The sequence below is a fragment of the Mucilaginibacter sp. genome, assembly GCF_041663085.1.
In the GTDB taxonomy this organism is placed as follows: domain Bacteria; phylum Bacteroidota; class Bacteroidia; order Sphingobacteriales; family Sphingobacteriaceae; genus Mucilaginibacter.
Genome location: NZ_JBAZRC010000152.1, coordinates 1 through 11,915 on the forward strand (window position 1 = coordinate 1; position 11,915 = coordinate 11,915).

The 11,915-nt window shown below is 44.0% G+C and carries 10 protein-coding genes; 4 read left to right on the top strand and 6 right to left on the bottom strand.

The genetic code is table 11. From position 1 onward, the window contains the following. Positions 1 to 531 precede the first annotated feature (531 nt). Positions 532 to 1,788 carry an NRAMP family divalent metal transporter gene (locus WC615_RS19820; RefSeq protein WP_372979797.1) on the top strand — a complete coding sequence of 419 codons (1,257 nt, stop codon included), beginning with the start codon at positions 532 to 534 and terminating at the stop codon, positions 1,786 to 1,788. A gap of 460 nt (positions 1,789 to 2,248) precedes the next feature. Here the strand turns inward: WC615_RS19820 and WC615_RS19825 are convergent, their stop codons facing one another. Then, positions 2,249 to 2,530 (bottom strand): transposase, encoded by a 282-nt coding sequence (locus tag WC615_RS19825; RefSeq protein WP_372979798.1) that lies wholly within the window; start codon positions 2,528 to 2,530, stop codon positions 2,249 to 2,251. 291 nt (positions 2,531 to 2,821) lie between these two features. Here WC615_RS19825 and WC615_RS19830 point away from each other — a divergent pair, with 291 nt between their 5' ends. After that, positions 2,822 to 3,712, top strand: coding sequence for a M12 family metallopeptidase (locus tag WC615_RS19830; protein WP_372979799.1), 891 nt, complete (start codon positions 2,822 to 2,824; stop codon positions 3,710 to 3,712). A gap of 384 nt (positions 3,713 to 4,096) precedes the next feature. Continuing rightward, the gene (pruA, locus tag WC615_RS19835; RefSeq protein ID WP_372979800.1) at positions 4,097 to 5,734 is read left to right on the top strand and encodes an L-glutamate gamma-semialdehyde dehydrogenase; all 1,638 of its coding nucleotides are present in this window, start codon (positions 4,097 to 4,099) and stop codon (positions 5,732 to 5,734) included. Between the two features lie 240 nt (positions 5,735 to 5,974). Here pruA and can (WC615_RS19840) read toward each other — a convergent pair whose 3' ends face one another. The 5 genes from can (WC615_RS19840) to WC615_RS19860 all read right to left on the bottom strand — a co-directional run bounded on the left by can (WC615_RS19840) (position 5,975) and on the right by WC615_RS19860 (position 10,422). Next, complete coding sequence (can, locus tag WC615_RS19840) at positions 5,975 to 6,640, bottom strand: carbonate dehydratase (protein ID WP_372979801.1); 666 nt, start codon at positions 6,638 to 6,640, stop codon at positions 5,975 to 5,977. Positions 6,641 to 6,652: 12 nt separating this feature from the next. Continuing rightward, positions 6,653 to 7,405 carry a YoaK family protein gene (locus WC615_RS19845; protein ID WP_372979802.1) on the bottom strand — a complete coding sequence of 251 codons (753 nt, stop codon included), beginning with the start codon at positions 7,403 to 7,405 and terminating at the stop codon, positions 6,653 to 6,655. Positions 7,406 to 7,517: 112 nt separating this feature from the next. Beyond that, complete coding sequence (gene can / locus WC615_RS19850) at positions 7,518 to 8,234, bottom strand: carbonate dehydratase (RefSeq protein WP_372979803.1); 717 nt, start codon at positions 8,232 to 8,234, stop codon at positions 7,518 to 7,520. A 15-nt stretch (positions 8,235 to 8,249) separates the two neighbouring features. Next, positions 8,250 to 9,851: a SulP family inorganic anion transporter gene (locus WC615_RS19855; protein WP_372979804.1), complete on the bottom strand. Its 1,602-nt coding sequence runs from the start codon at positions 9,849 to 9,851 to the stop codon at positions 8,250 to 8,252. Positions 9,852 to 10,089: 238 nt separating this feature from the next. Beyond that, the gene (locus WC615_RS19860) at positions 10,090 to 10,422 is read right to left on the bottom strand and encodes a hypothetical protein (protein ID WP_372979805.1); all 333 of its coding nucleotides are present in this window, start codon (positions 10,420 to 10,422) and stop codon (positions 10,090 to 10,092) included. 107 nt (positions 10,423 to 10,529) lie between these two features. Here WC615_RS19860 and WC615_RS19865 point away from each other — a divergent pair. After that, a partial coding sequence (locus WC615_RS19865; protein ID WP_372979806.1) for an acyl-CoA carboxylase subunit beta occupies positions 10,530 to 11,915 on the top strand: 1,386 nt, incomplete at its 3' end.

Below are 11,915 nucleotides of genomic sequence, written 5' to 3' on the forward strand. Positions count from 1 at the left end.
TAAGCGGCGGTGGAAAAACTACTATCGCAAAGTTCAAAAAAAAGAGATGCCTATTACGGTGTAAAATTATATTTGTAGCTCAATTAATCAATATATAAAACCGTCAACTTATTTCAGGACGAGACAATTTGTTCCACTTTTTGAAAAACGAGACAAAAATGCCCGGGGCAAAAAACGCTTTTTTTAGCCTTTTTTCGCCCTCAGTTCGGCCTTTTTGCTCATAAAGTCAACCATAAACGGAAATGAGCGATTATTTACAACTCATTGATTTATAATAGTTTACAAATCAATACCTGTCCCATTTGTTACGTAAACGGAACAAAATGGGACAGGCACTTTTGGGTAAATCTGGCCTTTAATTACGGTACAAATATCATAAATAACAAAGAAAGCGGGCGTGCTATAACTAATTACAGGTATCAAAAACTAAAAATCATATTTAACAGAAAATAGATAGTATATTGTTTTGGGTTTACAACCATTAACATATTCTATTAAATGCCCTTGAAGTACAGATTCAGAATCAGAAAAATGCGGAAGTTTTTCGGCCTCTTAGGTCCGGGGCTAACCACCGGCGCTGCCGACGACGATCCGTCAGGAATTGCAACCTATTCGCAAACCGGCGCACAGTTTGGGTACGGGCAGTTGTGGACAGCATTATACATGCTTCCATTTATGATAGCAGTACAGGAAGCCTGCGCCAGGATAGGGCTTGTAACCGGCAAGGGCATTGCAGCAGTTGTTAAAGAACATTATAGCCGTAAAGTGCTTTACGCCGTTGTAGGCCTTGTAGTTGTGGCTAATACTATCAATATCGGCGCGGATATTGGGGCTATGGCTGAGGCAGCGCAACTGCTGGTGCCTGTTAATTTTGTTGTGCTTACCTTACTTTTCACCACTGGAATATTGATACTGGAGATCTTCACGAATTACAGGGTTTATTCTAAAATTTTAAAATGGCTGGCGCTGGCACTACTGGCCTACCCTATTACCGTTTTTATTGTTGACCAGCCCTGGCCAACCGTTTTAAAGGCAACAGTAATCCCTCATTTTGAATTCTCGTTTGCGTTCCTATTTATTATAACCGGTGTATTTGGCACCACTATTACCCCTTATATGTTTTTCTGGCAGGCATCGCAGGAAGTTGAGGAAGAAAAAGCTAAGGGATTGGTAAGGCATGGAAAACCAAGAATTGGCTGGCCGCATATCCACGCCATGCGTAAAGATAATAACATAGGTATGGTTATCTCTGAATTTACAACCTGGTGCATACTTTTAGTTGGCGCAACAGTTTTGCATAACAGCGGCGTTACCGATATAAAAAATGCAGCCGACGCCGCAAAAGCGCTGGAGCCCTTAGTGCATTCCTTCCCAAATTCGGGCTACCTGGCTAAACTCATCTTTTCTGTAGGTATTATAGGGCTTGGGCTACTGGCCGTCCCTGTACTTTCAGGCTCAGCAGCCTACGCCGTGGCCGAAGCCTTTAACTGGAACGCCAGCCTAAACCTTAAACTAAAAAAAGCGCATGGTTTTTATGGCGTAATTACCATTGCTACACTTATTGGCCTAACCATCAACTTTGTGGGTATCGACCCGGTAAAAGCATTAATCTACACTGCTGTAATAAATGGTGTAGCAGCAGTTCCATTATTATTTCTGATCATTAAAATTGCTACGAGTGATAGCATAATGGGCGAATTTAAAAGCGGGTGGTTATCAAAAGCTTTATTGTGGACTACCTTCTTTATTATGGGTGCTGCTGCTGTAGCCTTATTCTTTACTATATAAAAGCTTAATCCTAATTGTACCAGTCAACCACTGCTTATCCTAAGGCTACCGCAAGCGTCCCGCTTGTGGGTTTAGGAGTAATGAACAAACCTCTTTAAGTAACTATTACTTTTACCAAACCCGGAATTTCGCAATAATCTAAGGCTACCGCAAGCGTCTCGCTTGTGGGTTTAGGACGGTAATGAACAAACCCCTTTAAGTAACTATTACTTTTACCAAACCCGGAATTTCGCAATAATCCTTGGCGCTGCTGTGTAAATATTCAAAGTCTTGTTCTACCAAGCCCGCTTCAACAGGGTTATTATGCACGTAATCAATTTTCTGTTGTATTACATCGGCACTCCATAATTCGATTGGATGATTATGCTGTTGCCAAAATTGATTATTAGTATTATTAGTATTTACAGCAGCTGCTTTTTTAAAAGAATTTAAAAGCCAATCCCGCCTGCTTTCCTGAATATTACCCCTCTATTAGTTTTATTAACTCCTTCGATGTAAAAGATTTAAAATCTCTAATTATTTCTTCAGGTTTTTGAATATTTGATCTGTAAACCAAATGAACATGGCTTGGCATAATACACCACGCATATATTTCCATGCCTTTATTTTGTACGCAAAAGTTCAAATTGTTAACAATACAATCAAAATAAAGCCTTCTTACAAAAACATCAATCCAGTAAACAGTAGCAAAGCTCACAAAATACAGCCCTTCGGGATTATGAAACTTATAATTACGACTCATTTATTAAATATAACAACAAGACTTAAATATGCAAAACCCGATCGCTATCGTGATCGTCCCGCTTTTGGGTTTAGGGTTAACAAACAGGCTAGCTCTATATATGATGCAGGGCGTGTACTTAGCATACGGCCACAAGCGGGACGCTTGCGGTAGCAACGGGACGTAAACTAAAAGCCTACTAAGTTTAGCTTGATTTTAGGTACGCGAATTGAATCTAAAGGAAACAATTTCATGACATTTCTGTTACAATATAATATTAAACGAAATTTAATTACTTTAAAAGAATTAATCATGCGTAAAAGATATTTAACCGCGATACTATTAGTTTGCATAGCATCAGCATGTACCAAAGCACCCGAAAGCGAGATGGGAACAACGCAGGACAGTACCGGAACAGTTGCCGCAACCACAGACGCCGAGATATTGGCATCCACTGCAACCGACGAGCAAAATGAAACTGATTTTGCCACAGATGCATCTTTATTAAAAGTTTGTGTAGACAAGCCAACAGATAGCCAGCCTATTATATTAGATGAGGAAGATGACGAAGTTAGCCAAAGGGGGGTTTTTGTAAAAGGCACTAAGTGGGCAAAAGGTAAAACGCTGAAGGTGTATTTTATAAATGGCAGCGAGTTTTTGCGCAATAAGGTAATCTTTTACGCGCGCAAATGGGCCGACCATACCAGCCTGCATTTTGCCGTTACCACTAAAAAATCAGAATCGAACATTCGTGTTGGGTTTAAGGTTAACAAGGATCATGGTTCGTGGTCGTTATTGGGTACCGACGCTGAAAAGTACAAAGCCTACCAAACCATGAATTTTGGCTGGTTTAATAAAAACACAGAGGATAAAGAATTCAGCCGGACAGTGGTACATGAGTTTGGCCATGCCATTGGCCTGGGCCACGAACAATTAAGCCCTGTTGCCAACATCCCATGGAACAAACCCGCGGTTTATGATTACTACATGGGCCCACCAAACAACTGGACAAGAAAACAGGTAAACTTTAACATTTTTGATAAGTACAATAAACATGATGTACGAAACACCAAGTTCGACCCTACCTCGATCATGCAGTACCCTGTTCCAAAAGAGTTTACTACCGATGGGTCATCGATTGGATATAATTATTACTTAAGCGATAAGGACAAAAAATTTATAGCAAGAGTTTATCCTGATTAAGTGTAATAACAAAGGCCGGTTGATCCGGCCTTTGTTGTTTACCAACCGTTTAAGGCGTTGATTTCGAATGCTACCGCAAGCGCGCCGCTTTTGGCTTTAGGACGGTAACCAACTCCGCTACCGCAAGCGTCCCGCTTGTGGATTGAAGACGGTAACGAACAGGCTAGCTCTATATATGATGCAGAGCGTGTACTTAGCATGCGGCCACAAGCGGGACGCTTGCGGTAGCGACGGTACTTAGCATGCGGCCACAAGCGGACGCTTGCGGTAGCAACAGGGTAACCCCTTATCCATCAACCCCACGTCACAATATTATTATAACCTATAGCAGATTGGTACATCCAAGGCAAAACCCCTATCTTTGCGGCACTAAATTAAACACCTATGTTAAAAGGATTTTTTAACGTTCCTGTCCCTGTAAACGAGCCCGTATTAAACTACGGCCCGCGCAGTGTAGAACGTGCAGCACTTAAAGCCGCTTTAGACGAAGCCCGCTCAAAACAAATAGATATTCCGATGTACATCGGTGGCCAGGAAGTTCGGACAGGTAAACTGATGGAACTGCGCCCGCCGCATGATCATAAACACCTTTTAGGCACTTTCCACTATGGCGATAAAAGCCATGTGACTGCTGCTATTGATGCCGCCCTGGCTGCAAAAGCCGATTGGGAAAACCTGCCATGGGAACAGCGTGCTGCTATATTCTTAAAAGCTGCCGACCTGGTTGCAGGCCCGTACCGCTATAAAATAAACGCGGCTACCATGCTTGGCCAAAGCAAAAACGCTTACCAGGCCGAAATTGATGCCGCCTGCGAATTCATCGACTTTTTGCGCTTTAACGTGCAATACATGACGGAGATTTATCAGCAACAACCGCCGGTATCAGGTAAAGGTGTTTGGAACCGTTTAGAGCAACGCCCGCTGGAAGGTTTTGTGTTCGCGCTTACGCCGTTCAACTTTACAGCTATTGCGGGTAACCTGCCTGCCTCAGCAGCCATGATGGGTAACGTGGTGGTTTGGAAACCTGCCGATACGCAGGTGTACGCCGCCAATGTTATTATGCAGATATTTAAAGAAGCCGGTTTACCTGACGGTGTTATCAACCTGATCTACGCTGATGGCCCCGAGGTTGGCAACGTGGTGTTCAGTCACCCTGATTTTGCAGGCATCCACTTTACCGGTTCAACAAAAGTTTTCCAGCATATCTGGGGCGAAATTGGCGCCAACATCCCTAAATACAAAACTTACCCGCGCATTGTGGGCGAAACCGGTGGCAAAGACTTTGTGCTTGCCCACCCAAGTGCCAATGCCGATGCGGTTGCCGTAGCCTTGTTACGCGGCGCGTTTGAATACCAGGGGCAAAAATGCTCGGCTGCTTCACGTGCATACATCCCTGCAAGCCTTTGGCCAGCGGTTAAGGAGCACATGGTACGCGAAATGGCCACCTTTAAAATGGGCCCTACCGAAGATTTTGGCAACTTTATTAATGCCGTTATCAGCGAGGTATCGTTTGATAAACTGGCTAAGTATATTGATGCCGCTAAAGCAGATAAAGGCGTTGAGCTTGTTGCCGGTGGTAATTATGATAAAAGCCAGGGCTGGTTTGTTGAGCCAACCGTTTTACGTGTAGACGACCCTTACTATGTAACCATGTGCGAGGAGCTGTTTGGCCCGGTATTAACCATTTATGTTTATGATGACAAGGAATGGGATAAGATACTTGACGTTGTAGATAAAACATCCATCTACGCGTTAACAGGTGCTATACTGTCGCAAGACCGTTATGCTATTGCCGAGGCTACCCAACGCCTGCGCAACGCTGCCGGTAACTTCTACATCAACGATAAGCCAACCGGAGCGGTTGTAGGCCAGCAGCCGTTTGGCGGCGCCCGCGGATCGGGCACTAATGACAAAGCCGGGTCAATGATCAACCTGCTGCGCTGGGTATCTCCACGCACCATCAAAGAAACCTTTGATTCGCCAAAAGATTACAGGTACCCGTTTTTAGAGAAAGAAAGCTAATTTTTAGATTCAAGAGATAAGAATCAAGACAGGAGAAATATCTGTATAAGCAAAGAGCCGGAATAAATATTCCGGCTCTTTTTATTTTCGTTTCATCGTCGCAGGGTCTCACATCGTGGCTCCTGCGTTGCCTCGTATGCGGCAGGGTCTCGTTCCGAAGCCCCTGCGAGAACGTGAGTTATGATTTCTGTCTTGGTTCTTGACTCTTACCTCTTAATTCTCTACTCTTATCTCCTGATTCTATTTCGCAAACCTAAACACCTCAGCCATTTTAGAGTTGTTGCTGGTGCTTACCTTCATATCGGTAATAACGCCCGTGGCAAGGCTGTACACCCAACCATGTACGTTAAGTTCCTGGCCGTTTGCCCAGGCATTTTGCACAATGGATGTTTTGCAAAGGTTGCTTACGTTCTCTATCACGTTCAGTTCCACCAGGCGGTCGCCGCGTTTGCTTTCGTCAGCAATGGCATCAAGTTCTTTGGCATGTACGCGGTAAACATCTTTAATATGGCGCAGCCAGTTATCAATCAGTCCAAATTGTTTATTGGTCATGCTTGCCAGTACGCCACCGCAGCCATAATGGCCTGTAACTATTACATGCTTTACCTGCAATACGTTTACAGCATAATCCAAAACCGAAAGCATGTTCATATCGGTATGGATCACCATATTGGCAATATTACGGTGTACAAATATCTCGCCCGGGTTGGTGTTGGTTATCTGGTTGGCAGGCACACGGCTATCGGCACAGCCAATCCATAAAACAGGTGGTTTTTGGCCATTGGCCAGTTTTTCAAAATACTGAGGGTCTTCTTTCAGTGTATCCTCAACAAACTGGCGGTTGCCATCCAGCAAACTCTCGTAAGAGATATGGCTGGTATCGTGAATTAACTTAGTAGCGCACATAGATAGGTATGTTTAGTTTTTAATATTTTTTGTTTTAACAGGATAAATTACCTGGAATATTTTGTGGAAAAACAGGGGTAACATATCATAATACAATATAGTAAGTAGTATAACAGGCACAAAATAAAACACTTTAAATTCGTACAGGTTAAAAAAATAGCCGCCCATCAATCCGCCAAAAATAAAAAAAGTAAGGATAGTTAGCCGCACGTATATTTTGTTCTTCACTTCTTCACTTTCCTTAGTTTTGGGGTGCATCCAGTCGGCCAGTTCGCTGCCCAGGTCTGTAAATAAACCGGTAAGATGGGTTGATTTGATCAACCCGCCTGATATATTTGAAACCAGCCCGTTTTGTAAACCCATAGCAAACAGCAACGAGCCTATAACAACCTTACGCTCGAATTCCGTTTCCTTGTAAAACTTATGCCCATAAATGGCAACAAACAGTAGTACTACTATTTCCAGTATTATTGGTACCGAGTGCGCCCTGTAATAGCTTTTGTGTTTTAGAGATTGCACAATGAAGTTAGACACGAACGAACCTACCATAAACATCAGCAACCATATTGCAAATATGATAATATCATTAAAATCCTGCTGAAGGATATTTTTTGCGAGGTTTGCCACATGCCCCGTAACATTTGATGTAAAGGCTAAAAAAGCCAGCAGCCCCACTACATCTGTTATGCCCGCCACAAATGCCGACGATGATGCCAGCATCAGGTTATGCTTAAGGGTACGTTTCTCTTTGAGTTGGCGCAGCATATAGTGTTATTTACAGCTTAAACATATATAAATTTATCCTGTTTTAATGTAGCAAAAAAAACCCGGCTGTATAACAACCGGGTAATTATATATAGATAGAAAATAGGGCTTATTAATGCGCAGCTACAGTTTCATTATCAAACTCGTATACATAACCCAGGTTGTGCGGGTTACTGGCGCTTACGCCAAGGTCCTTAATGAGGCCCGAGCTTAAGTCAATTACCCAGCCGTGTACTTCCAGATCGGTACGGTTCATCCACGCGTTTTGTATAATAGATGTTTTGCAAAGATTGTACACCTGCTCGGTAACGTTAAGCTCAACCAGGCGGTTAACCTTAGCCTTTTCATCCGTAATACGATCAAGCTCGTTGGCATGCAGGCGGTAAACATCCTTAATATGGCGCAACCAGTTATCAATAATACCAAACTGCTTGCTGGTTAAAGCTGCTGCAACCCCGCCGCAGCCATAGTGCCCGGCAACAATTACATGTTTTACTTTTAATACGTTAACAGCATAATCAAGCACGCTTAGCATGTTCATGTCCGAGTGCACACACACGTTAGCAATATTGCGGTGTACAAACACTTCGCCTGGCTTGGTACCGGTAACTTCGTTTGCAGGCACGCGGCTGTCAGAGCACCCAATCCACAATACCTCGGGGCTTTGGCCTTGTGCCAGTTTCGTAAAAAACTCAGGGTCTTCCTGTACCCTTTTCGCAGCCCAATCGCTATTATTTTGTTTTAGTTTATTATAGCTGGCGCTTTGTGCCAGTGATATACTTTTGGTATCTATACCGTTTTTTCCGTTTTTATTTTCTGTAATGCTCATGGTAGTATTAATTTATTAAGGTTTATAAACCAGGTCTTTCAATGGCGGTATTTCATACCGCTCTTTTATATCTTGTAATTGTACAATAATGCCTTTGGTGTAAGCATTGTGCTTGTAATTGTTGATGATCTCCAGCACATCCGGGTCTATATAGCGCGAGTTTGAGCCGTCGATAACCACATCGCTGCCTTTTGGCAAACTGGTTAAGGTTATTTGTATAGCGGCTTTATTCAGGAACGATACCTCCTCGGCCAGTTTTATACGGATGGTATTTTTCTCGCCATTGGGCGAAATGGTGTAGAAGTAAGGGTTACGCAGGTTAGTACGCAGTATATAGAACACCCCTACCAGCATACCAATACCTACACCAATCAGCAGGTCGGTAAACACAACGGCCACAATAGTTATTACGAACGGAACAAACTGATCCAGCCCTTTATGCCACATGTGCTTAAACAAGCCTATCCTTGCCAGTTTGTAACCTACTGTTAACAGTATAGCCGCCAGGCACGATAGCGGGATCTTGTTCAGCAAGGATGGGATAGCCAGCAAGCATACCAGTAATAAAATACCGTGGAAAATAGCGCTCATTTTGGTACGCGCGCCTGCATTTACGTTGGCTGATGAACGTACGATAACGGCCGTCATGGGTAAACCGCCCAACATACCGCTCACCAAATTACCCGCACCCTGGGCAACCAGCTCGCGGTTTGTAGGCGATATCCGTTTAATAGGGTCAATTTTATCAACCGCCTCAAGGCTCAGCAAAGTTTCTAAACTGGCTACAATGGCAATAGTAGCCGCGGTTATCCAAACCGCCTTATTGCCTATCCCACTAAAATTGGGCGATTTAAACAGGCCGAAGAACTCGCCCGTGCTGTTCACTAATGGTATTTGTACATACTGTTTATCTAACAAAGCCAGGCCCGTGCCCGAAAACACCGTGGCCAGCACCACACCGGCAACAACAACCATTAAAGGTGCGGGTACAATAGCCAGCTTTTTAAATTTTGGCCAGTATATCATCAGCAATAAAGAAACAGCGGCAATAATAACCGCACCGTAATTTATTTTAGCCAGGGCCCTGAGTATGCCCGAAAAGGTGTTGTTTGAATCGGTTTGACTAAACCCTTCGTCGCCCTCAAAATCCGAATCGAAGCCCACCGCGTGCGGGAACTGTTTCATGATGAGGATGATACCGATTGCAGCCAGCATCCCCTCAATAACCGATGATGGAAAGTAGTTGGCAATGGTGCCCGCTTTAACTAAACCAAAAACGATCTGGAGGGCACCGGCCAGCACCAGGGCTAATAAAAACGCATCGAACGAGCCGAGGCTGGCTATTGAATTTAACACAATAACGGTTAAACCCGCTGCTGGCCCGGCTACGCTTAATTGCGAACCGCTCAGGGTGCCTATTACAATACCGCCAATAATACCCGATAATATCCCGGAGAATAACGGCGCACCCGATGCCAGGGCTATACCCAAACATAAGGGTAGCGCCACCAGGAATACAACCAACCCGGCGGGCAGATCTTTCTTTAAATTTTTAGCCAGAAAATATTTCTTCAGGTTAAGGTCGCCGGCGGAAACGCCGCCTTGCTTGATTTGCATAACAATAATTTTATAATGAAAACTTAAATAAACAGCATGTTAAGCAACACAGATAGCAGTAAGTTAAAAGTCTTCCGTCATAAGTCTTAAGTTTCGTCGTATAATGACTTAAGACTTTCGACCTATTACTTTTGACTTAGCGTTAGCGGGTTGAAAACAGCACATGGTTTTTCGGCCTGTGTTAAAAAAACAGGGTGTGTAGTGGCTCACCGGATATGAAAATATCCGGCCATCATTGTTATGCGTTGGGAGGCGGCGTGGGCACCACAGGATGATACACCTGCTTGTAAAGAGATTTTTCTAAGTTATGCAGTATGTTGTTTTCAACAACAAGTGGCCTGTAAACGGTAAGGTGGTTTAGATTTTCATCAAAAAACTTCTTGTCTTTAAAAATTTCCTTGTCAGGATCTTCTTTTTCATTTTTTGATTCATGCTCAAGCTGCATGATAACCGCACGAACGGTTTTGTTATCCATACATAAAAAAACAGGCGCAATTGATATAACCATCTTTATTAAAAAGATGCCCATAAACAATGCTGCTATTGAATTTTTGAAAATTCTTTTTTTCATGCGTCACAAAGATAACGTTTTTTAGAAACGTAAAGTATCATTGTGGCGTTTAAAGCTAATCTTACAATATAATTACTAATTTTATCGCTTTACCAATAAACCGCATAGTGAATAAAAAGCTGGAGATTTTACAAAAAAAGCGCGATCAGGCGCTTGAGGGTGGTGGCGCTGTACGCATTGAAAGTCAGCACAAAAAGGGAAAATTAACTGCACGCGAAAGGCTGCATTTTTTATTGGATGATGGGTCGTTCCAGGAGATAGGGATGCTGGTTTCGCACCGCAGTACCGATTTTGGGATGGAGAAAGAAAAATACCCCGGCGATGGTGTGGTTACCGGTTATGGTACAGTAAACGGCCGTTTGGTGTACGTTTTTTCGCAGGACTTTACCGTTTTCGGTGGTTCGCTTTCAGAAACCCACGCCGAAAAGATCTGCAAAATAATGGACCTGGCCATGAAGAATGGCGCGCCCGTTGTAGGCCTGAATGATTCGGGCGGTGCGCGTATCCAGGAAGGTGTGGTATCACTTGGTGGCTACGCCGATATATTTTACCGTAATACCATGGCCAGCGGCGTAGTGCCGCAAATTTCGGCCATTATGGGCCCATGCGCGGGTGGCGCGGTGTACTCGCCCGCCATTACCGATTTTATTTTGATGGTAGAGCATACCAGCTATATGTTTGTAACAGGCCCCAACGTGGTAAAAACGGTAACGCACGAGCAGGTAACGTCTGAAGAACTTGGTGGTGCCAACACCCACGCAACAAAAAGCGGCGTTACCCATTTTGCCTGCGCTAACGAGATAGAGGCTATCAACAACGTAAAAAAACTTTTAAGCTATATGCCTCAAAATTGCGAGGATCGTGCCCCTGCCCTGCCTTACGAGGTAAAGAACGAGGACCGCCCCGCATTAACAGATATACTACCCGAGAATGTTTCCCAGCCCTATGATATCCGCGACGTGATTGAGCAGGTGATTGATGACGGCTCGTTCCTGGAAGTCCATAAAGATTTTGCCGAAAATATTGTGGTAGGCTTTGCCCGTTTGGCAGGCCGCAGCATTGGTATTGTAGCTAATCAGCCTGCATTTTTAGCGGGGGTGCTTGATATCAACTCATCAACCAAAGGCGCGCGCTTTGTGCGTTTTTGCGATAGCTTTAATATTCCACTATTGGTGTTTGAAGATGTGCCGGGGTTTTTACCGGGCACCGACCAGGAGTGGAACGCCATTATCACCAACGGCGCTAAACTACTTTACGCCTTCTGTGAGGCAACCGTACCACGCATTACGGTAATTACCCGCAAGGCCTATGGTGGCGCGTATGATGTAATGAACTCCAAACACATTGGCGCCGATATGAACTACGCCTGGCCAAGTGCAGAGATAGCCGTAATGGGTGCCAAAGGCGCTGCCGAGATCATCTTTAAACGAGAGATAACCGCCGCCGAAGACCCGGAAGCCAAATGGCGCGAAAAGGAAGAGCAATACGCCACT

Coding starts and splice junctions, on each gene's coding strand:
- WC615_RS19820 (WP_372979797.1), top strand. CDS start 532: ATGCGGAAGTTTTTCGGCCTCTTAGGTCCGGGGCTAACCACCGGCGCT.
- can (WP_372979801.1), bottom strand. CDS start 6,640: ATGTGCGCTACTAAGTTAATTCACGATACCAGCCATATCTCTTACGAG.
- pruA (WP_372979800.1), top strand. CDS start 4,097: ATGTTAAAAGGATTTTTTAACGTTCCTGTCCCTGTAAACGAGCCCGTA.
- WC615_RS19845 (WP_372979802.1), bottom strand. CDS start 7,405: ATGCTGCGCCAACTCAAAGAGAAACGTACCCTTAAGCATAACCTGATG.
- WC615_RS19855 (WP_372979804.1), bottom strand. CDS start 9,851: ATGCAAATCAAGCAAGGCGGCGTTTCCGCCGGCGACCTTAACCTGAAG.
- WC615_RS19830 (WP_372979799.1), top strand. CDS start 2,822: ATGCGTAAAAGATATTTAACCGCGATACTATTAGTTTGCATAGCATCA.
- WC615_RS19825 (WP_372979798.1), bottom strand. CDS start 2,530: ATGAGTCGTAATTATAAGTTTCATAATCCCGAAGGGCTGTATTTTGTG.
- can (WP_372979803.1), bottom strand. CDS start 8,234: ATGAGCATTACAGAAAATAAAAACGGAAAAAACGGTATAGATACCAAA.
- WC615_RS19860 (WP_372979805.1), bottom strand. CDS start 10,422: ATGAAAAAAAGAATTTTCAAAAATTCAATAGCAGCATTGTTTATGGGC.